21 protein-coding genes and 1 pseudogene are annotated in these 19,856 nt (G+C 71.5%); 5 read left to right on the top strand and 17 right to left on the bottom strand.

Annotation, left to right across the window (positions count from 1 at the left end; all coding sequences use genetic code 11):
* Positions 1 to 42: 42 nt before the first annotated feature.
* The 8 genes from rnc to ACFV0Q_RS21815 all read right to left on the bottom strand — a co-directional run bounded on the left by rnc (position 43) and on the right by ACFV0Q_RS21815 (position 8,065).
* Positions 43 to 900, bottom strand: coding sequence for a ribonuclease III (rnc, locus tag ACFV0Q_RS21780; RefSeq protein WP_385007771.1), 858 nt, complete (start codon positions 898 to 900; stop codon positions 43 to 45).
* 19 nt (positions 901 to 919) lie between these two features.
* A complete protein-coding gene (rpmF, locus tag ACFV0Q_RS21785) occupies positions 920 to 1,093 on the bottom strand; it encodes a 50S ribosomal protein L32 (RefSeq protein ID WP_003965982.1) in 174 nt (57 codons plus the stop codon).
* 2 nt (positions 1,094 to 1,095) lie between these two features.
* Complete coding sequence (locus ACFV0Q_RS21790; protein ID WP_385007795.1) at positions 1,096 to 1,746, bottom strand: YceD family protein; 651 nt, start codon at positions 1,744 to 1,746, stop codon at positions 1,096 to 1,098.
* 142 nt (positions 1,747 to 1,888) lie between these two features.
* A complete protein-coding gene (locus ACFV0Q_RS21795) occupies positions 1,889 to 2,929 on the bottom strand; it encodes a cell division initiation protein (protein ID WP_385007773.1) in 1,041 nt (346 codons plus the stop codon).
* Between the two features lie 103 nt (positions 2,930 to 3,032).
* Positions 3,033 to 3,512 (bottom strand): pantetheine-phosphate adenylyltransferase, encoded by a 480-nt coding sequence (coaD, locus tag ACFV0Q_RS21800; RefSeq protein ID WP_385007797.1) that lies wholly within the window; start codon positions 3,510 to 3,512, stop codon positions 3,033 to 3,035.
* A gap of 14 nt (positions 3,513 to 3,526) precedes the next feature.
* Entirely contained in the window at positions 3,527 to 4,105 is a 579-nt protein-coding gene (rsmD, locus tag ACFV0Q_RS21805) for a 16S rRNA (guanine(966)-N(2))-methyltransferase RsmD (protein ID WP_362808937.1), read from the bottom strand.
* 49 nt (positions 4,106 to 4,154) lie between these two features.
* Positions 4,155 to 6,350: an ATP-dependent DNA helicase RecG gene (gene recG / locus ACFV0Q_RS21810; RefSeq protein WP_385007775.1), complete on the bottom strand. Its 2,196-nt coding sequence runs from the start codon at positions 6,348 to 6,350 to the stop codon at positions 4,155 to 4,157.
* A 26-nt stretch (positions 6,351 to 6,376) separates the two neighbouring features.
* Positions 6,377 to 8,065, bottom strand: a complete 1,689-nt coding sequence (locus ACFV0Q_RS21815; protein WP_385007777.1) for a DAK2 domain-containing protein — start codon at positions 8,063 to 8,065, stop codon at positions 6,377 to 6,379.
* Between the two features lie 242 nt (positions 8,066 to 8,307).
* Here ACFV0Q_RS21815 and rpmB point away from each other — a divergent pair, with 242 nt between their 5' ends.
* Complete coding sequence (rpmB, locus tag ACFV0Q_RS21820; RefSeq protein WP_073911113.1) at positions 8,308 to 8,493, top strand: 50S ribosomal protein L28; 186 nt, start codon at positions 8,308 to 8,310, stop codon at positions 8,491 to 8,493.
* Between the two features lie 130 nt (positions 8,494 to 8,623).
* Here rpmB and thiD read toward each other — a convergent pair whose 3' ends face one another.
* Complete coding sequence (gene thiD, locus ACFV0Q_RS21825) at positions 8,624 to 9,430, bottom strand: bifunctional hydroxymethylpyrimidine kinase/phosphomethylpyrimidine kinase (RefSeq protein WP_385007779.1); 807 nt, start codon at positions 9,428 to 9,430, stop codon at positions 8,624 to 8,626.
* Positions 9,427 to 10,410, bottom strand: coding sequence for a thiamine-phosphate kinase (locus ACFV0Q_RS21830; protein WP_385007781.1), 984 nt, complete (start codon positions 10,408 to 10,410; stop codon positions 9,427 to 9,429). Before ACFV0Q_RS21830 ends, thiD begins: the two co-directional genes overlap by 4 nt.
* A 245-nt stretch (positions 10,411 to 10,655) precedes the next feature.
* On the opposite strand from ACFV0Q_RS21830, the gene ACFV0Q_RS21835 reads away from it, so the two are divergent.
* Together ACFV0Q_RS21835 and ACFV0Q_RS21840 are read left to right on the top strand one after the other, a co-directional pair.
* Positions 10,656 to 10,889: an Lrp/AsnC ligand binding domain-containing protein gene (locus tag ACFV0Q_RS21835; protein WP_266573747.1), complete on the top strand. Its 234-nt coding sequence runs from the start codon at positions 10,656 to 10,658 to the stop codon at positions 10,887 to 10,889.
* A gap of 23 nt (positions 10,890 to 10,912) precedes the next feature.
* Entirely contained in the window at positions 10,913 to 11,395 is a 483-nt protein-coding gene (locus ACFV0Q_RS21840; RefSeq protein WP_385007799.1) for a DUF3515 domain-containing protein, read from the top strand.
* 104 nt (positions 11,396 to 11,499) lie between these two features.
* On the opposite strand, the gene ACFV0Q_RS21845 is transcribed toward ACFV0Q_RS21840, so the two are convergent.
* From ACFV0Q_RS21845 to ACFV0Q_RS21855, 3 genes are read right to left on the bottom strand one after another with little or no spacing between them, the layout of a single operon-like run.
* On the bottom strand, positions 11,500 to 12,657 hold the full coding sequence (locus ACFV0Q_RS21845; RefSeq protein ID WP_385007783.1) for a D-alanine--D-alanine ligase family protein: 1,158 nt from the start codon (positions 12,655 to 12,657) through the stop codon (positions 11,500 to 11,502).
* A gap of 39 nt (positions 12,658 to 12,696) precedes the next feature.
* Complete coding sequence (locus ACFV0Q_RS21850; protein WP_385007785.1) at positions 12,697 to 13,707, bottom strand: NAD(P)H-dependent glycerol-3-phosphate dehydrogenase; 1,011 nt, start codon at positions 13,705 to 13,707, stop codon at positions 12,697 to 12,699.
* Positions 13,704 to 14,456, bottom strand: coding sequence for a lysophospholipid acyltransferase family protein (locus tag ACFV0Q_RS21855; protein ID WP_385007787.1), 753 nt, complete (start codon positions 14,454 to 14,456; stop codon positions 13,704 to 13,706). Before ACFV0Q_RS21855 ends, ACFV0Q_RS21850 begins: the two co-directional genes overlap by 4 nt.
* A 189-nt stretch (positions 14,457 to 14,645) precedes the next feature.
* Here ACFV0Q_RS21855 and cofC point away from each other — a divergent pair.
* Positions 14,646 to 15,296 (top strand): annotated as a pseudogene (gene cofC, locus ACFV0Q_RS21860) (2-phospho-L-lactate guanylyltransferase); the annotation flags it as partial.
* A 303-nt stretch (positions 15,297 to 15,599) separates the two neighbouring features.
* Here cofC and ACFV0Q_RS21865 read toward each other — a convergent pair.
* The 4 genes from ACFV0Q_RS21865 to leuC all read right to left on the bottom strand — a co-directional run bounded on the left by ACFV0Q_RS21865 (position 15,600) and on the right by leuC (position 18,811).
* Complete coding sequence (locus ACFV0Q_RS21865; RefSeq protein WP_385007789.1) at positions 15,600 to 16,277, bottom strand: HU family DNA-binding protein; 678 nt, start codon at positions 16,275 to 16,277, stop codon at positions 15,600 to 15,602.
* A 144-nt stretch (positions 16,278 to 16,421) separates the two neighbouring features.
* The gene (locus tag ACFV0Q_RS21870) at positions 16,422 to 16,649 is read right to left on the bottom strand and encodes a hypothetical protein (RefSeq protein WP_030009267.1); all 228 of its coding nucleotides are present in this window, start codon (positions 16,647 to 16,649) and stop codon (positions 16,422 to 16,424) included.
* Between the two features lie 138 nt (positions 16,650 to 16,787).
* Complete coding sequence (leuD, locus tag ACFV0Q_RS21875; protein WP_385007791.1) at positions 16,788 to 17,381, bottom strand: 3-isopropylmalate dehydratase small subunit; 594 nt, start codon at positions 17,379 to 17,381, stop codon at positions 16,788 to 16,790.
* Between the two features lie 5 nt (positions 17,382 to 17,386).
* Positions 17,387 to 18,811 carry a 3-isopropylmalate dehydratase large subunit gene (gene leuC, locus ACFV0Q_RS21880; protein WP_385007793.1) on the bottom strand — a complete coding sequence of 475 codons (1,425 nt, stop codon included), beginning with the start codon at positions 18,809 to 18,811 and terminating at the stop codon, positions 17,387 to 17,389.
* A gap of 119 nt (positions 18,812 to 18,930) precedes the next feature.
* Here leuC and ndgR point away from each other — a divergent pair, with 119 nt between their 5' ends.
* Positions 18,931 to 19,647, top strand: coding sequence for an IclR family transcriptional regulator NdgR (gene ndgR / locus ACFV0Q_RS21885; RefSeq protein WP_073911130.1), 717 nt, complete (start codon positions 18,931 to 18,933; stop codon positions 19,645 to 19,647).
* The last annotated feature ends 209 nt before the right edge of the window (positions 19,648 to 19,856 follow it).

Raw genomic sequence — 19,856 nt, forward strand, 5'->3', positions numbered from 1 at the left:
TGCCTGGGCAGGGGGCGGGGCGGGAACGTCCCGAAGGAAGCGTCAGGCGTTCGGCGCGGGGTCGACGGGCGCCGGAGCCCCGCCGTCCTCGGCCTCTGCTTCGGCCACGGCCGGAGCCGGGACCTCCGCCACGGCGGAAGCGGCCGCGGCTGCTGCCGCGATCCGCTCGTCCGCGGCGGCGCGGATCCCGCGCCACGCGGATTCCGCCGCCTGCTGTTCCGCTTCCTTCTTGCTGCGGCCGGTGCCGGTGCCGTACGAGACACCACCGACGCGAGCGGCAGCTGTGAAGGTCTTCTCGTGGTCCGGACCGGTCTCGGTGACCAGATATTCCGGCACACCGAGGCCTTCGGCCGCCGTGAGCTCCTGGAGACTGGTCTTCCAGTCCAGGCCGGCCCCGAGGTTGGAGGACTTCTCGATGAGCGGGTCGAAGAGCCGGTGAACCAGCTCCGAGGCCGCGTCGAGGCCCTGATCGAGGTAGACCGCGCCGATCACCGCTTCAAGGGTGTCGGCGAGGATGGAGGCCTTGTCCCGGCCGCCCGTGCCCTCTTCGCCCCGGCCGAGCCGGATGAAGGAGCCGAGTTCGAGGCCGCGCCCGACCTCCGCCAGTGCGCGAGAGTTGACCACCGCGGCCCGCAGTTTGGCCAGCTGGCCTTCCGGCAGATCGGGGTGGGTGGTGTACAGCGTGTCCGTGACCACCAGGCCCAGCACGGAGTCCCCGAGGAACTCCAGGCGTTCGTTGGTGGGCAGACCGCCGTTCTCGTACGCGTACGAACGGTGGGTCAGCGCACGCACCAGAAGGGCGGTCTCGAGTTGATACCCGAGCCGCCCTTCCAGAAGCGTGTGGGACGAGGCCGCGTTGTTACTGTCTGCCTGCTTCTCAGCGTTGGACAGCTCAGACATTGCGCCTCTCACCAGCCGCTCAGACCTCGAGGACCTGGCGCTTGTTGTAGGTGCCGCAGCTCGGGCACGCAATGTGCTGGAGCTTCGGCTCCTGGCAACGCTCGCACGAAACCAGGGTGGGGACCGCAGCCTTCCACTGCGACCGGCGGTGGCGCGTGTTGCTGCGCGACATCTTCCGCTTCGGAACAGCCACGGCTACTTCTCCTGCTTCTCGGCGGCGCCCTGAACTCCGTCAGAGGCAGTGCCGCTCATGTTGTCCTTCTCGTCGTCCTGATCGGTCACGACGAGTCCCTGCAATGCCGCCCAACGGATGTCGACGGCGTCATGGTGGTGGTCCGGGTCGTCGTTCAGGCTGAGCCCGCAATCGGGGCACAGTCCGAGACAGTCCTCCCGGCACACCGGCTGCATGGGCAGTGCGAGCACCACCACATCGCGCAGCACGGGTTCGAGGTCGAACAAGCCGTCCTCGAGGAAGAGCGTGTCCTCGTCGTCCTCGGCGTCGTCGGCCGGCTCCGCCTTGGAGCGGGTCCGGTCGTCGGCGTCAGGGTACGAGAACATCTCCTGGAAGTCCGCCTTGAGCTCGCGCTCGACGGTCTCCAGACACCTTACGCACTCCCCCACGGCCGATGCACGGGCGGTGCCTGTGACAAGCACCCCTTCCATGACCGACTCCAGGCGGAGGCTGAGCTTCAGCGGGGCGCCTTCCGGCACTCCGATGACTCCGACGAGACCGAAGTCCGCCGGGGTCGCGATCTCGCGGGACAGCCGCTGCATGGCACCAGGACGCCGACCCAGCTCGTGCGTGTCGAACACGAGGGGGTTGCGGTGGTCGAGGCGGGTATTCAGGGCCGTTCCTGCTTTCACAGATCGCTGAAGATCAAAGTCCTGCCGCGCAAGCGGGGACGCTTACGGGCAGCATGGATCGCGGTGCATACGCGCGACCGAAGAGCCAGGATACCCGGCGCTTCGCTCTGAGCCCAATCCGGGGCTAGCGGCCCTGTTCGTACTGGCGCAGCTGGTCCAGGTTGATCATGCCCGTGTCGAAGAAGCTCGTCTCGTCCAGCGCGGGCTGCTGCTGTTGCGGCTGCTGGTAGGCGCCGTACGGGTCGGGGTGTTGCTGCTGCTGGTAGGCCGCGTAGGGGTCGGGCTGCTGCTGGACGCCGTAGGGCTGGCTCGCGTACGGATCCTGGTACCCGTACGCGTCCTGCTGGTGGGCGGGCTGCTGCGGGTAGGGGTACGCGTCGTACTGCGGTGCGGGCTGCGCCTGCGCGGGGATCTGCGCGCGCACCGGGTCGGAGACCGGCTCGGCCAGGCCGGCCAGGAAATCCGCGTCGCTCGACGGGCGGACCCCGGCGGCGCCGGCCGCGTCCTGGGCGGCCATGTGCGCGCCGAGGTCGTCCACCGGCGCCCGGCCCAGCAGCTTCTGGCGGCCCCGGCCGACGGCCTCCAGGGTCTTGGAGAGCACCGCCTCGAAGGTCGCCAGCTTCGTGTCCACGTACGCGTCCGCCTGCTCGCGCTGCACCTGCGGATCGTGGCTGCGCTCGGGGGCGTCCGTGTCGGCGAAGCCCTGCTCGTCCAGGCCCGGGCCGCGGCCCAGGAGCTTCTCGCGGCCGCGGTCCACCGAGCCGATGGTCTTGCTGAGGACGACCTCGAAGTTGGCGAGCTTGCTGTCGACGTAGTCGTCCGCCTCGGCCCGGATCTCCTCGGCCTCCCGGCGGGCGTCCGCCAGGATCCGGTCCGCCTCCGCCTGGGAGCGGCGGGCGATCTCGGTGTCGGAGATCAGCGAGCCGCGCTGGGCGTGCGCGGTCTCGATGATGCGCTCCGCCTCGCGGCGGGCGTCGTCGACCATCTGCTCCCGGCCGCCGATGAGCTCCTGGGCCTGCGCGAGCGAGCCGGGGAGCGCCTGGCGCACCTCTTCGAGCTGGGCGAGCAGCTCGGCGCGGTTGATCACGCAGGAGGCCGACATGGGCATGGACCGGGCGCCGCCGACGGCCGCGACGATCTCGTCGAGCTTCTTCTGCACGTCCATGGGGGCTCGCACTCTCTCGGCCTCAGGCGATTCCTGAGACGGACGGGACGACTTTAAGGCCGCCGGGCGGGCCCCCGACACCGCCTGACGACCCGTCAGGCGGTCAGCGGTCGCGCAGCCGCTCCAGGAGCGCCGCGTGGACGTGCGCCGGCAGCAGGTGGGTGACGTCGCCGCCCCAGGCCGCGACCTCCTTGACCAGCGATGAGGACAGGAAGCTGTAGGTGGGGATGGTCGGGACGAACAGCGTCTCGACGCCCGACAGGCCCATGTTCATCTGGGCCATCTGGAGCTCGTAGTCGAAGTCGCTGACCGCGCGCAGGCCCTTGACGATGGCCGGGATGTCCCGCTGCTTGCAGAAGTCGACGAGCAGGCCGTGGAAGGACTCGACCTGGATGTTGCCGTAGTCGGCCGTCGCCTCGCGGATCAGCTCGATCCGCTCCTCGACGGTGAACAGGCTCTTCTTCGACTGGTTGATCATCACGGCGACGTGCACGACGTCGTACAGCCTGGAGGCGCGTCCGATGATGTCGAGGTGTCCGTTGTGGATGGGATCGAAGGACCCCGGACAGACGGCGCGGCGCAACTGAACTCCCTCGTTCATGAGTCTTCGCTGGTGAAGGCGGCGCGCCCGTACCACAGGGTGCCCTCGCCGTACTTGCGCGACCGGAGCGGTTCGAAGCCCTCGGGCCACGGGAAGGCGCCGCTCCTGGTGCTGCGCTCCACGGTGACGAGCGCATCGTCCGTGAGCCAGCCATTGGACCGGAGTGTGAGGAGGATCTCCCGGAGATCTCCGCTGTCCACGGCGTACGGCGGGTCCAGGAAGACCACGTCGTACGGGTCCCCTGCCGCCCGGGCCGCCACGATCTGCTCGGCCTTGCCCGCCCGGAACTCCGCGCCGGGCAGGCCCAGCGTCCTGATGTTGTCCCGGATCGCCTTGGCGGCCTTGGCGTCCGCCTCCACCAGCAGGGTGTGGGCCGCGCCGCGGGAGAGGGCCTCCAGGCCCACGGCGCCGGAGCCGCCGTACAGGTCGAGCACCCGGGCCCCCTCCACGCCGTGCAGCGACTCCCAGGTGGAGAAGAGGCCTTCGCGCATCCGGTCCGAGGTCGGCCGGGTGCCGGTGCCGGGGGGCACGGCCAGCCGTCGCCCGCCGGCGCTGCCGGCGATCACGCGGGTCATCTGGGGGTCCTTCGGTGTTCGGGGGTTCGTACAACGGGCACCCCCATTGTCAGCCCTTCTCCAGGTAGCGCTCCCGCTCGGTGTCCAGCAGGGCGTCGAGGGCGGTCCGCAGCCCGGGGAGGTGCTCCAGTTCGGGGTCGGCGGCGACCGCACGGGTGGCTTCCTCGCGGGCCTGGGCGATGACCTCCTCGTCCTCGATGACGGCGAGCATGCGCAGCGAGGACCGCACGCCCGACTGGGCCTGGCCGAGGACGTCGCCCTCGCGGCGCTGCTCCAGGTCGATCCGGGAGAGTTCGAAGCCGTCGAGGGTGGCGGCGACGGCGGAGAGCCGGGCCCGGGCGGGGCTGGCCTCGTGCATCTCGCTGACCAGCAGGCACAGGCCCGGCGCGGAGCCGCGGCCGACGCGGCCGCGCAGCTGGTGCAGTTGGGAGACGCCGAAGCGGTCCGCGTCCATGATGACCATGACCGTGGAGTTGGGGACGTTCACGCCGACCTCGATGACGGTGGTGGCGACGAGCACCTTGACCTCGCCGGCCGCGAAGCGGCGCATGACGTCGTCCTTGTCGGCGGGGTCCATCCGCCCGTGCAGGACTTCGACGCGGAGCCCGGCGAGGGGGCCCTTCGCGAGCTGCTCGGCGATCTCCAGGACGGCGAGCGGGGGCCGCTTGTCGCCGTCCTCCTCGGCGGCCTTCTTCTTCTTGGGCTCGTCCTCCCCGTCCCCGATGCGCGGGCAGACGACGTACGCCTGGTGGCCGTTCTCCACTTCCTCGCGGACGCGTTCCCAGGCGCGGGTGAGGAAGTGCGGCTTGTCCTTGGCGGGCACGACGTGGGTGGCGATCGGGGAGCGGCCGGCGGGGAGCTGGTCGAGGACGGAGGTCTCCAGGTCGCCGAAGACGGTCATCGCGACGGTGCGCGGGATCGGGGTGGCCGTCATGACGAGCAGGTGGGGCGGCTGCTTGCCCTTCGACCGGAGCGCGTCGCGCTGTTCGACGCCGAAGCGGTGCTGTTCGTCGACGACGACGAGGCCGAGGTCGTGGAACTGGACCTTGTCCTCGATCAGCGCGTGCGTCCCGATGACGATGCCGGCCTCGCCGGTGACCAGGTCGAGCAGCGCCTGGCGCCGCGCGGGCATCCCCATCGACCCGGTCAGCAGCACCACCTTGGTGCCCTGGTCGGACCCGCCGAGCATGCCGCCCTCGGCGAGCTCGCCCATCATCTCGGTGATCGACCGGTGGTGCTGCTGCGCGAGCACCTCGGTCGGCGCGAGCATCGCGGCCTGCCCCCCGGAGTCGACGACGGCGAGCATGGCCCGCAGCGCCACCATCGTCTTACCGCTTCCGACCTCGCCCTGGAGGAGGCGGTGCATGGGGTGGCTCGTGGCCAGGTCGTCGAAGATCTCCTTCGAGACGGTCTGCTGGCCTTCGGTGAGGGTGAAGGGCAGTGTGGCGTCGAAGGAGTCGAGGAGTCCGCCGGGGGTGGGGCGGCGGGGGACGGCCGGGAGCTGGGAGTCGGCGTGCCGGCGGCGGGCGAGGGCGACCTGCAGGACGAAGGCCTCGTCCCACTTCAGGCGCTGGCGGGCGTCCTCGATGTCGGCCTTGGTGGCGGGGCGGTGGATCTTGAGGAGGGCCTCGGTGAGCGGGACCAGGCCGCGGCCCTCGCGCAGGGCGGGCGGGAGCGGGTCGACGGCCTCCTGGGCGCTGGGCAGCACCGCGTCCACGCATTTGGCGATCTTCCAGGACTCCAGCTTCGCGCAGGCCGGGTAGATCGGGATGAGCTGGTTGGCGAAGGCGGTCGCCGCGTCCTGGTCGGAGGCGTCGGCGCCGAGGGGTTCGTAGGCGGGGTGGGAGAGCTGGAGCTTGCGGTTGAACATGCCGACCTTGCCCGCGAACATGGCGCGGGTGCCGGGCAGCAGGTCCTTGTGCGGCTTGTGGACCCCGGCGCCGAAGAAGACCAGCTGGAGCCGGCCGCTGCCGTCGGTGATGGTGACTTCCAGGCGTTTGCCGCGGCCGCCGTTGAAGCTCAGGATCCGGGCGTCGGCGACCTGGGCGACGACCGTCACGTGCTCGTCGAGCTGGTCGGCGAGGCCGGCCAGCGGCGTCAGTTCGCCGCGCTCCGCGTACCGCCGGGGGTAGTGGTGGAGCAGGTCCAGGGCCGTGTGCAGGCCGAGCTGCTCGGCCAGCACCTTGGCGGTGGCGGGGCCGAGGGTCTTCTTGAGGTCTTCGTCGAGCGCGGGCACGTGTTCCATTGCACACCATCGCGCTGACAAGCCCGCTATTCCACCCCGATGAGCAGCGGTGCGGACCAGCGCCCGCCCCGGTAGGTGACGGTGTCGACGGCCAGGTGCGCGTGCTGGACGTACGCCTCCAGACGGGCGGCGAGGGCGTCGGGGACCTCGGGGCCCAGGACGAGGGTGACCAGTTCGCCGCCGGAGCCCAGCATCCGGGCCAGGACCGCCTCGGCGGTCTCGGGCAGGCCGGAGCCGATGACGGCGACGTCGCCGTCGATGAGCCCGAGCACGTCCCCGGCCTGGCAGATGCCGGCGGAGGTGAAGGACTGCCGTTCGGCGACGGCGATCTCCCCGTAGCGGGTGGCGCCGGCGGCCGCGGTCATGGCGACGACGTCCTCGTCGAAGCTGCCCTCCGGGTCGTGCACGGCGAGGGCGGCCAGGCCCTGGACGGCGGAGCGGGTGGGGATGACGGCCACCCGTACGCCGTCGGCGCGGGCCTGTTCGGCGGCGGCCGAGGCGACGGTCCGCAGTTCGCCGGCTCCGGGCAGCAGGACCACCTCGCGGGCGTGCGCCCGGCGGATCGCGTCGAGCAGTTCGGGGACGGCCGGCGGCTCTCCGGGGCGGGCCAGCACGGTGGTCGCGCCCGCCTCCCCGCACAGCCCGGCCAGCCCCTCGCCCTGGACCACGGCGACCACGGCCCGCTGGACGCGCGGGGCCCGCGCGCGGCGGCGCTCGTCACCGAAGTGGGTGATGCGGATCCGGTACGGCCGCCCCGCGACGACCCCGGCCTCCACGGCCGCGCCGGGGTCGTCGACGTGCACGTGGACGTTCCACAGCCCGTCGCCGCCGACCACGACCAGGGAGTCGCCGAGCCCGTCGAGGCGCGCGCGCAGCTCCCCGACGGCCTCCTCGCCGGCCTCCAGCAGGTAGATCACCTCGTACGCGGGTCCGCCCTGCTCCTCCGCGCACGGCTGCTCCGGCCGCGGTACGGGCACGGCCCGGCCGCGTACCGGCTCGGCGGCGGGTTCCTGCCCGGACAGGGCCTGCCACAGGGCCCCGAGTACGGCGACCAGCCCGCAGCCCCCGGCGTCGACCACTCCGGCCCGCCCCAGCGCGGCCAGCTGCCCCGGGGTCTCGGCGAGGGCCGCCCGGGCCCCGTCGTAGGCGGCCCGGGCCACGTCGGCGGCGGTGGCGACGGCGGCCTCGGCGGCTGCCCCGGCGGCCGTCCCGGCCCGGGCGGCGGCTCCGGCGACGGTGAGCATGGTGCCCTCGACCGGGTGCGCGACGGCCTGGTAGGCCTCCTCGGCGGCCCGGGTCAGGGCCTGCGCCAGCAGCGGGCCGGGGGCCCGGCCGGCGGGCTCGGCGCCCAGGACGTCGGCGACTCCGCGCAGGAGCTGGGCGAGGATCGTCCCGGAGTTCCCCCGGGCGCCTATGAGGGCCCCGTGCGCGTAGGCCCGTACGGCTTCGGACAGGGTGGGGGCCGGGGCCGCGGATGTGCCTTCGGTCACGCCGGCGGGGCCGTCGGCGGGGCCGTCACCGAAGGCCGCGGCCAGCGCGCGGTCGGCGGACTCGGCGGTCAGGTAGAGGTTGGTGCCGGTGTCGGCGTCCGCGACCGGGTAGACGTTGATCGCGTCGATGTCCTCGCGGGCCCGGCCCAGTGCGGCCAGGGCCAGCGAGCTCCAGGTGCGCACCGCTTCGGCGTCGAGGGTGTGCGGGCCAGGCTCGTGCGCCACCGGGCGTTCCTCCTTGTGCGGGCCAGGGTTCACCGCAGGGTAACGAAGGACGGGCCTCGGCCCGGGACCCCGGGGCGGAGCCGGGTCCGGTCATGGTAGTTTTCTTGGACCGAAGCAGTCGTTGTATGCTGCTCAGGTTGCCCGTCGAGAGTCGGGCCATTCGTCCGGCAAGCCACTTCAGATCTCTGATTCCGGTGCGCCGGATTTCACTGTAATTGCATCTGAAGTCTTTGGAGTGACCTGTGGCTGCCAACTGCGACGTTTGCGCCAAGGGGCCGAGCTTCGGCAACAGCATTTCCCACTCGCACCGCCGCACCTCGCGTCGCTGGAACCCGAACATCCAGCGTGTCCGTGCCGTGGTCAATGGGACGCCGAAGCGCCTCAACGCCTGCACCTCGTGCATCAAGGCCGGCAAGGTCTCGCGCTGACGCCTCCCGTCGTCGTAGCGCAGCCCTTTCCGGTTGCCAAGAAGGCCGGTTCACCTCTGGTGAACCGGCCTTTTGCCTTTCCCGGACGCCCGACGTCCTGACACCCGGCACCGGGATGCCCGGACGGAGCTCAGCGCTGCCGCCAGGCGTGGTCCACCGGGCCGATGCCCGCGCCGAGGCGGTAGCCGGCCGCGATGGCTCCGGTGACGTACTCCTTGGCGTCGGTGACCGCCTCCGGCACGGACAGGCCCTTGGCCAGGCCCGCCGCGATGGCGCTGGCGAGGGTGCAGCCCGTGCCGTGCGTGTGCCGGTTGTCGTGGCGGGGCGCCCGCAGCCACAGTTCCTCGGAGCCGTCGGTCAGCAGGTCCACGGCCTCGTTCCCGTGCGCCGCGAGGTGGCCGCCCTTGATCAGCGCCCAGCGGGGCCCGTAGCCGAGGACCGCGTCGGCGGCCCGCCGCATGTCGTCCTCGGTCTCCACCAACAGGCCGGTGAGCTGCGCCACCTCGTCCAGGTTCGGCGTCGCCACCGTGGCCCGCGGCAGCAGCTCCCGGCGTACGGCCTCCAGCGCCGAGGCGGCGAGCAGCGCGTCCCCGTGCTTGGAGACCCCTACGGGATCCACCACCGCCGGGGCCGTCGTGCCGGCCAGCAGCCCGGCGACGGTTTCCACCAGCGTGGCGGAGGACAGCATCCCGGTCTTGACGGCCTGCACCCCGATGTCGTCCACCACGGCCCGGTACTGGGCGGTGACGGCCTCGGCCGGCAGCTCCCAGACCCCGCGCACGCCGAGGGAGTTCTGCGCGGTGACGGCGGTGAGCACGCTCATGCCGTGCACCCCGAGCGCCTGCATGGTCTTGAGGTCGGCCTGGATGCCCGCGCCGCCGCCGGAGTCGGATCCGGCGACGGTCAGGCACAGGGCGGGGGCGGCCGCACCGCTCATCGCGGGCTCTCCTCGGCGGCCGGGTCGGCGCCGAAGTGGTCCCAGCCGCCGGTGCTGGTCCAGGGGGCGCCGTCCACGGTCACCTGGGGCAGTGCGGAGCGGTTGAGGACCTCCCCGATGACCTTCCAGCGGGCCGGGAGCTTCACGTCGGGCGGGAAGGTGGCCACGATGGCGTGGTCCTCTCCGCCGGTGAGCACCCACTGGAGCGGGTCCACGCCGACGGCCTGGCCGATGTCGTGCATCTGCGTCGGGATGTCCACGGCCCCCGAGCGCACGTCGATCCGTACCTTGCTGGCCTCGGCGATGTGCCCGAGGTCGGCGATCAGGCCGTCGCTGACGTCGGTCATGGCGGTGGCGCCGAGTCCGGCGGCCGCCGGGCCCGCGTGGTACGGCGGTTCGGGGCGCCGGTGCGCCTCGACGAAGGCCCGCGGGGAGCGGAAGCCGCGCGAGAGCACCGCGAAGCCGGCCGCGGACCAGCCGAGCCAGCCGGTGACCGCGACGACGTCCCCGGGCCGGGCGCCGGAGCGCAGCACGGGCTCGTGGTTGCGCAGGTCGCCGAGGGCGGTGATGGCGACGGTGATGGTGTCGCCGCGTACGACGTCGCCGCCGACCACGGCCGCGCCCGCGACCTGGCATTCGTCGCGGATGCCGTCCATCAGCTCGGTGGGCCAGGTGACGGGCAGTTCCGCCGGGACGACCAGGCCGAGCAGCAGCGCGGTCGGCACCGCGCCCATGGCGGCGATGTCGGCCAGGTTCTGCGCGGCGGCCTTGCGGCCGACGTCGTAGGCCGTGGACCAGTCGCGCCGGAAGTGCCGGCCTTCCAGCAGGATGTCCGTGCTCGCCACGACCCGCCGGTCGGGGGCCGACACCACCGCGGCGTCGTCGCCCGGTCCGAGCCGGACCGCCGGGGTGGTGGTGAGCCGTGAGGTGAGCTCCCGAATGAGCCCGAACTCCCCCAGCTCGCCCACAGTGCCCTTCATCGCTGTGCCCCTTCTTGGCAAGTCCGCTTGCGGTCGCGAGCCGTCACAGCTCTGGGTACCGTCAACAGATACGTCAACTTCTGCTCTCCGTGCGCCCCGCCCTGCGCGCCGCCGGGCCCGAGGGTCTCCCCGCGGCGCACGGCGACGCGGTACCGTGGCGTCCCTTCGTCCCCGGGCCCGCACGATCTTCCCGGGCCCATCCGAAGGTTAGGGGAAATGATCCTCGTGGCCGCCCTGGAGGTTCCGTGGTACAGGCGTACATCCTCATCCAGACCGAGGTGGGCAAGGCGTCCTTGGTCGCCGAGTCCATCGGGAAGATCGCGGGGGTGATCCAGGCCGAGGACGTGACGGGTCCGTACGACGTGATCGTGCGCGCCCAGGCCGATACGGTCGACGATCTCGGCCGCATGGTGGTCGCCAAGGTCCAGCAGGTGGAGGGGATCACCCGCACCTTGACCTGCCCCGTGGTCCATCTGTAGCCCCCGTCTACTCTTGGCCGGTGATGTCATTCCACCGCCGGCCGTTCCGTCTAGCCGCCCTGCTGGCCTTCCTGGCCCTCGCGGGCTGCGCCCCGGGGGATTCCGAGGCCCGGGTGGATCCCCCGGCCGCGCCGCCTGCCGACGTCGCGGGGTTCTGTGCGGCGTTGCACGGAGAACTCCCGGAGACGGTGGCCGGACTGGCGCGGACCGCCACCGAGCCGGTGTCGGATCTGACCGCCGCGTGGGGCGGCTCGGCGATCGTACTGCGGTGCGGTATCCCCAGGCCCCCCAAGATGGCTGATCCCAAACAGGAGGGCGTCGAGGTCAACGGCGTCGGCTGGCTGCTGGAGAAGACGTCGGACGGCGGCTTCCGGTTCACCACCGGGGCGCGGCTGGCGTACACGGAGGTCCGGGTCGACAAGGAGCATGCCACGGACGCGGGGATGCTGGTCGGTCTGTCCGCCGCCGTGGCCAAGTCGGTGCCGGAGGGCATCTCCTCGTACTGAGTCCGTCCCGGCCCCCGGGGCCGCCCCCCGCTCACACCGCCGCCCGTCGGCCGCCCCGGTCGGGGCGGGCCCGCCGGGGGGGGGCGGTACGGGGCCGGGGAGCTCTAGCGCAGCCCGGTGGAGCGGCGCAGGGCCGCCTGGATCAGGAGGTCCACCAGCTCCCGGTACTCGATGCCCGACTCCTGCCACATCCGCGGGTACATGGAGATCGGCGTGAAGCCCGGCATGGTGTTGATCTCGTTGATCACGAACTCGCCGTCCTCGGTGAGGAAGAAGTCGGCGCGCACCAGGCCCTCGCAGGACGCGGCCTCGAAGGCCTCGACCGCGAGCCGCTGCACCTCGGCGGTCTGCTCCGGGGTCAGCGGGGCGGGCACGAGTCCGGACGCCGAGTCGATGTACTTCGCCTCGAAGTCGTAGAAGTCGTGGCTGGAGACCGGCGGGATCTCGGCCGGGACGCTCGCGCGGGGCCCGTCCTCGAACTCCAGCACGCCGCACTCGATCTCGCGGCCGCGCAGCAGCGCCTCCACGATGATCTTCGGGTCGTGGCGGCGGGCCTCGCGGACGGCCTCTTCCAGCCCGGAGGCGTCGTCGACCTTGGTGATGCCGATGGAGGAGCCGGCCCGGGCGGGCTTGATGAACAGCGGCCAGCCGTGCTCACCGGCGAAGTCCAGGATCTTCGCCGTGGCGGCGGCCTGGTCCGCTTCCCACTCGCGGGGACGGATGGTCACGTACGGGCCGACGCGCAGCCCGAAGGACGTGAACACCCGCTTCATGTAGTCCTTGTCCTGGCCGACGGCCGAGGCGAGGACGCCCGAGCCGACGTACGGGACGCCGGACAGCTCCAGGAGGCCCTGGAGGGTGCCGTCCTCGCCGTAGGGGCCGTGCAGCACGGGGAAGACGACGTCGACCTCGCCCAGCGCCTTGGGAACGGCACCCGGCTCGGTGTAGACGACCTCGCGGCTGGCGGGGTCCACGGAGAGCACCACGGTGCCGTCCGGGGACTCCGCGAGCGTCTCCACGTTCGGGAGCGCGCGGTCCGCGATGGCCATGCGCTCGGGATCGTCGGCGGTCAGCGCCCACCGGCCGTCCGTGGTGATGCCGATGGGCAGCACCTCGTACTTGGCACGGTCGATGGAGCGCAGCACGGCGCCCGCCGTGACGACCGAGATGGCGTGTTCCGAGCTGCGGCCGCCGAACACGACGGCCACGCGGGGCTTGCGGCCCTGCTGCTCAGGGGTCTGGGGGAGGTTCTCGCTGCTCATATCGCCACGAGGGTACCCGCTCAGACGTCCGGAAAGGACTCAGCTGCGTTCCGGTTTGGCGCTGCGCCCCATCAGTTCCTTCAGCGCGACCAGCGGCGGCTTGCCGTGGTGCACGATGTCGACCACCGTGTCGGTGATCGGCATGTCCACCCCGTAGCGGCCGGCCAGATCCGCGACCGACTGGCAGGACTTGACGCCCTCGGCGGTCTGCTTGGTGACCGCGATGGTCTCCTCCAGGGTCATCCCGCGGCCCAGGTTGGTGCCGAAGGTGTGGTTCCGGGAGAGCGGCGAGGAGCAGGTGGCGACGAGGTCGCCGAGGCCCGCGAGGCCGGAGAAGGTGAGCGGGTCGGCGCCCATGGCCAGGCCCAGCCGGGTGGCTTCGGCCAGGCCGCGGGTGATGAGGGAGCCCTTGGTGTTGTCGCCCAGGCCCATGCCGTCCGCGATGCCGACGGCGAGGCCGATGACGTTCTTGACGGCGCCGCCGAGCTCGCAGCCGATGACGTCGGTGCTCGTGTACGGGCGGAAGTACGGGGTGTGGCAGGCGGCCTGGAGGCGCTGGGCCACGGCCTCGTCCACGCAGGCGACGACCGAGGCGGCGGGCTGCCGGGCGACGATCTCGCGGGCCAGGTTGGGGCCGGTGACGACGGCGACGCGCTCGGCGGGGACCTTGGCCACCTCTTCGATGACCTCGCTCATCCGCTTGGCGGTGCCGAGTTCGATGCCCTTCATCAGGGAGACGAGCACGGCGTCGGCGGGCAGCAGCGGGGCCCAGGCCGCGAGGTTGGCGCGCAGGGTCTGCGAGGGGATGGCCAGGACCGCGAAGTCGGCGTCCCGGGCGGCCTCGGCCGCGTCGGTGGTGGCCCGGAGGTTCGGGGGCAGTTCGACGCCGGGGAAGTAGTCCGGGTTCGTCCGGCCGGTGTTGATGGCGTCGGCGAGCTCCTGGCGGCGGCCCCACAGGGTCACCTCGCAGCCGGCGTCCGCGAGCACCATGCCGAAGGCCGTACCCCAGGAGCCCGTTCCGAAGACGGCCGCCTTCACGGGACGTGTCACTTGTCGCCCTCCCCCGCGGCGTTGCGCCGCTGCTGCGCCCTGGCCTGACGGTGGTCGTACGGCCGCGCGGGCGCGTTCTGCCCGCGCAGCTCCTCCAGGAGCTTGGTGATGTCGGCCATGATGGCCTCCGTGGCCCCCTTGAGGACCTCGGGAGTGGGTTCCCGGTCGTAGTACGCGGAGAGGTCCACGGGCGGTCCTGCGAGCACCTGGAGCGTCTTGCGCGGGAACAGCCGGACCTTGTTCTCCTTGGCGTAGGGCGGCATCGCCAGGTTCGCGCCCCACTGGGCCACCGGAATGACGGGGGCCCTGGTGATCAGCGCCACCCGCGCGGCGCCGCTCTTCCCGGCCATCGGCCACATCTCCGGATCGCGGGTGAGGGTGCCTTCCGGGTAAAAGGCCACGCATTCACCGCGCTCGATGGCGTCGACGGCCGCCCGGAATGCGTCCAGGGCGTTGGTGGTCTCCCGGTAGACGGGGATCTGGCCGGAGCCGCGGAGGATCGTGCCGACGAAAGGCACCTTGAAGAGCCCGGCCTTGGCGAGCAATCGGGGCACCCGGCCGGTGTTGTACTGGAAGTGCGCGTAGGAGAGCGGGTCCAGATACGAGTTGTGATTGACGGCGGTGATAAATCCGCCGTCAGCCGGAATGTGCTCCATTCCCCGCCAGTCCCGCTTGAAGAGCACTACCAGCGGCGGTTTTGCGATGACCGCCGCCAGGCGGTACCAGAAGCCGATTCTGCGGCGGGACACTCGGACACCTTCCTCTAGGACCGGTGCGTGGCTTGGGCACCTTGTGGGCCGGACAAGTGTCGCCCCGGGTCCGGTCTCTGTCGAGGACACCGTACGCCCCGCTCGCACCGCCGGGCCTCCCTCCGGCCGCTCGGGGGCGACAATGGGCCGACCGGGAGCCGGTGCGCGGGGCGCCGATGGCCGGGGCGGGTGCGGGAGCGCACCGGAGGGAAGGGGACCGTCACGAACGCCGTCTGGAGTCTCGTGGTGCCGCTGAAGCCCTTGGCTCTGGCCAAGAGCCGTCTGGCGGCGGCCGTCGGAGGGTCCCGTGCCGGGCTGGCGCTCGCCTTCGCCCAGGACACCGTCGCCGGGGCGCTGGCCTGCGCTTCGGTCGCGGATGTGGTGGTCGTCACGGACGACGCGGTGGCCGGTTCGGAACTCTCCAGGCTGGGGGCGCGGATCCTCGCCGACGCCCCGGGAGCCGGTCTCAACGCCGCGCTGGACCACGGCGCGCGGGCGATACGCGCGGGCCGCCCCCGTGCCGCGGTGGCGGCGATCAACGCGGACCTGCCCGCCCTGCGCCCGACGGAATTGCTACGCGTGCTCGACCGGGCCGGGGCATTTCCCCGGGCATTTCTGGCGGATGCGGCGGGAATCGGCACAACGCTGCTTTCGGCTGGTCCGGACGTGGAATTGGCACCCTCGTTCGGCGGCCCCTCCCGGGCCCGGCATTCGGCCTCGGGGGCGGTGGAAATCGCGCTGGCGGACGTCGACAGCGTACGGAGGGACGTGGATACGGCGGCGGACCTGCGCACGGCCCTCTCCCTCGGAGTGGGGCGGCACACGGCCCGATACAGTGCCCGTATGCAGGCGACCGCGTACACGTACGACTCCCAGACCCGCAGCGGCAGCGTGCTGCTGGACGACGGCACCCCGGTGCCCTTCGAGGCCGCGGCGTTCGACGCGGGCGGTCTGCGGCTGCTGCGTCCGGGCCAGCGGGTCCGCGTCGAGACGGACGGCGAGGGCCCGGCCCTGCGCATCACCCTGGTCACCCTGCAGACCTTCTGACCTGCGCGAACCCGGGGGACGTCACCGGGGAGGAACGCACCGCGGGCCGGCTTCCCCTGGTGGGGAAGCCGGCCCGGCGTGTGTGACTCGTGCCCCTTACTTCTTGCGGGCGGTGGTCTTCTTCGCGGTGGTCTTGCGCGCCGTCGCCTTCTTCGTGGCGGGCGCCTTGGTCGCCGGGGTGGCCTTCTTGGCCGCCGGGGCGGTCTTCTTGGCGGTGGCCGTGGCCTTCTTCGCCACGGTCGCCTTGACGGCGGTGGTCTTCTTGACCGCGGCCTTCTTCGCCACCGCGGTCGTCTTCTTCGCGGTCGCGGTGGTCTTCTTGACCGTGGTCTTCTTCGCGGCCGGCGTGGCCTTCTTCGCGACCGTGGTCTTCGCCGCCGCCTTCTTGGCGGTGGTGGCCTTCTTGGCCACGGCCTTCTTGACCGTCGCGGAGGCGCCACCGGAAAGGCTGCCCTTCGGCGCCTTCTTCACGGACACCTCGCCGCCCTTGGGCAGCTTCTTGGTGCCGCTGACCAGGTCCTTGAAGCCCTGGCCCGCGCGGAAGCGGGGAACCGAGGTCTTCTTGACCCGGACGCGCTCACCCGTCTGCGGGTTACGGGCGTAACGGGCCGGCCGGTCGACCTTCTCGAACGAGCCGAAGCCCGTGACCGAGACCCGGTCGCCCGCGACGACCGCGCGGACGATCGCGTCGAGTACCGCGTCGACAGCGTCCGCGGCCTGCTGGCGGCCGCCAACCTTGTCGGCAATCGCTTCTACGAGCTGCGCCTTGTTCACGTCTTCCCCTTCGGAGACTTCGCCAGAACGAATGTGTTCAAGCTTATTTCGCACGTTAGGCGGATATATACCGCAAATCAAACACGAAACGGGCTAATCACCCTAGTGCCGCAACGATGTAGGCCGTTACGGAGTTCCTTCGCATCAGTCGCCTTCAGGGAATCGACCCTCGTCGAGGTCCTTCATCAACCTGTCCAGGCGCCTTGCCGCATCGGCGAGATCGTGCTTCGCCGCAGCGGTGACGACCAACAGCTTCCGGGACAGCGCCATCCTTACGCCCTCCGGGACTTGCAGTGAGCGCACCCTTGTGTGTGCTTCTTTCAGCCGGTCCGCGACGAGTTCGTAGAGCTCGAGTTGACTGTCGCGTTCCATGCACAGATTGTGCCATCTGGGGCGAGTTGTCGCCTCACGGGGCCTCAACATACGGCTGTGCCCCCCGCCGGAAGGCGGGGGGGCACAGTGTTGCCGATGTGATCACCCAAAGGTGAATAAGTGCTGCTCAGGCAGGAATCAGGCCCGAATCGTGCGCGGCTTGAAGGCCGGGCGGGTGCTTTCGTAAGCGTCGATGTCCGCTTCGTTCTGAAGGGTGAGCGAGATGTCGTCCAGCCCCTCCAGGAGGCGCCAGCGGGCGTTGTCGTCGAGTTCGAACTCGGCCTCGACGCCTTCGGCTCGGACCTGGCGGTCGACCAGGTCGACGGTGACCTCGGCGGTGGGGTCGGCCTCGGTCAGCTCCCACAGCCGGTCGACGGTCTCCTGGGGCAGGACGACGGTCAGCAGACCGTTCTTCAGCGAGTTGCCGCGGAAGATGTCGGCGAAGCGGGAGGAGATGACCGTCTTGAAGCCGAAGTTCTGCAGGGCCCAGACGGCGTGCTCGCGCGAGGAGCCCGTACCGAAGTCGGGACCGGCGACCAGCACGGTCGCGCCGGCCCGCTCGGGGCGGTTCGTGACGAACTCCGGGTCCTTGCGCCAGGCCTCGAAGAGCCCGTCCTCGAACCCGTCGCGGGTGATCTTCTTCAGCCAGTGGGCCGGGATGATCTGGTCGGTGTCGACGTTGCTGCGGCGCAGCGGGACGGCCCGTCCGGTGTGGGTGGTGAAGGCTTCCATGGTTCTCAGACTCCGGCGTTCGCGGGGGCTTCGGACAGGTCGGCGGGCGAGGCCAGATGGCCCAGCACCGCGGTGGCGGCGGCCACCTGCGGGGAGACCAGGTGGGTGCGCCCGCCCTTGCCCTGCCGGCCTTCGAAGTTGCGGTTCGAGGTGGACGCGGAACGCTCACCGGGCGCCAGTTGGTCGGGGTTCATGCCCAGGCACATCGAGCAGCCCGCGTGCCGCCATTCGGCGCCGGCCTCCTTGAAGACCTTGTCCAGGCCCTCTTCCACGGCCTGGAGGGCGACGCGGACCGAGCCCGGCACGACCAGCATCCGTACGCCGTCGGCGACTTTGCGGCCCTCGACGATCCCGGCGACGGCGCGCAGGTCCTCGATGCGGCCGTTGGTGCAGGAACCTACGAAGACGGTGTCGACGCGGATGTCGCGCAGCGGCTGTCCGGCGGTCAACCCCATGTATTCCAGGGCCTTTTCGGCGGCGTGGCGCTCCGAAGCGTCCTCGTACGAAGCCGGGTCGGGGACGTTGGCCGACAGCGGCGCGCCCTGGCCCGGGTTGGTGCCCCAGGTGACGAACGGGGACAGCGTGGCGCCGTCGATGACGACCTCCGCGTCGAAGACCGCGTCGTCGTCGGTGCGCAGCGTCTTCCAGTACGCGACCGCCGCGTCCCAGTCCTCGCCGGCGGGGGCGTGGTCGCGGCCCTGGAGGTAGTCGAAGGTGGTCTGGTCGGGGGCGATCATGCCCGCGCGGGCGCCGGCCTCGATCGACATGTTGCAGATGGTCATGCGGGCTTCCATCGAGAGCTTCTCGACGGCTTCGCCGCGGTATTCCAGGATGTAGCCCTGGCCGCCGCCGGTGCCGATCTTGGCGATGATCGCCAGGATCAGGTCCTTGGCGGTGACGCCCTCGGCCAGCTCGCCGGTGACGGTGATCGCCATCGTCTTGGGGCGGGCCAGCGGCAGCGTCTGGGTGGCCAGCACGTGCTCGACCTGGCTGGTGCCGATGCCGAAGGCCAGCGCGCCGAAGGCGCCGTGCGTGGAGGTGTGCGAGTCGCCGCAGACCACGGTGGTCCCGGGCTGGGTCAGGCCCAGCTGGGGGCCCACGACGTGGACGACACCCTGCTCCACGTCGCCCAGCGAGTGCAGGCGGACACCGAACTCGGCGCAGTTCTTGCGCAGCGTCTCCAGCTGGGCCCGGGAGACCGGGTCCGCGATCGGCTTGTCGATGTCGATGGTGGGGGTGTTGTGGTCCTCGGTCGCGATGGTGAGGTCGAGGCGTCGGACCTTGCGGCCGGCCTGGCGCAGACCTTCGAAGGCCTGCGGGCTGGTCACCTCGTGCAGCAGGTGAAGATCGATGAAGAGGAGGTCGGGCTCGCCTTCGGCGCGCCGGACGACATGGTCGTCCCAGACCTTCTCCGCGAGTGTCCTACCCATCGCTTTCCCTCCGGCTCACCGTCCCGGACCCAGTGGTTCGTGGACCCGTACATACAGACTCGCTGGTTCTTGGAAAAATTGAACTTGCGTTTCACAGTGTGAGACGTGAATATCGTTTCATGGACAACTCTAGCGGCGTCGGCGTTCTCGACAAGGCAGCTCTGGTACTGAGCGCACTGGAGTCCGGTCCGGCCACCCTCGCCGGGCTGGTCGCGGCGACAGGGCTCGCACGACCCACGGCACATCGCCTTGCCGTGGCACTGGAACACCACCGGATGGTGGCGAGGGACATGCAGGGCCGGTTCATCCTCGGTCCGCGGCTGGCAGAGCTTGCCGCCGCGGCCGGCGAGGACCGCCTGCTGGCCACGGCCGGACCGGTGCTCACCCACCTCCGTGACGTGACGGGCGAGAGCGCGCAGCTCTACCGGCGCCAGGGCGACATGCGCATCTGCGTGGCGGCCGCCGAGCGGCTGTCGGGCCTGCGGGACACCGTCCCGGTGGGCTCCACGCTGCCGATGAAGGCCGGTTCGGCCGCGCAGATCCTGATGGCCTGGGAGGAGCCCGAGCGGCTCCACCGCGGCCTGCAGGGCGCGCGCTTCACGGCCACGGCCCTGTCCGGCGTACGCCGCCGCGGCTGGGCCCAGTCGATCGGCGAGCGGGAGCCCGGCGTGGCCTCCGTCTCGGCGCCGGTGCGCGGGCCGTCGAACCGCGTGGTGGCCTCCGTATCGGTCTCCGGGCCGATCGAGCGCCTGACCCGGCACCCGGGGCGCATGCACGCCCAGGCCGTCATCGACGCGGCCGCCCGCCTGTCGGAGGCCCTGCGCCGCTCCGGCTGACCCTCCCCTTCCGACCTCCCACCACCCCCGGGCCCGGGGGCGCGTACGACGCCGCACACGTCCTGTACTCGCGCCTCCGGGCCCGCACTTGTCCCTCTTGCCGGTCCGCTGCGATCAGCGGCCGGGAACAGCGAAGAGGCCCGCCCCCGTGTTAGCGGGGGGGCGGTTGTTTTGGTGACCCCCCCCCGCATCGAACCCGCGCAACCCCC

The organism is Streptomyces sp. NPDC059564 (genome assembly GCF_042735575.1).
Classification (GTDB): Bacteria; Actinomycetota; Actinomycetes; order Streptomycetales; family Streptomycetaceae; genus Streptomyces.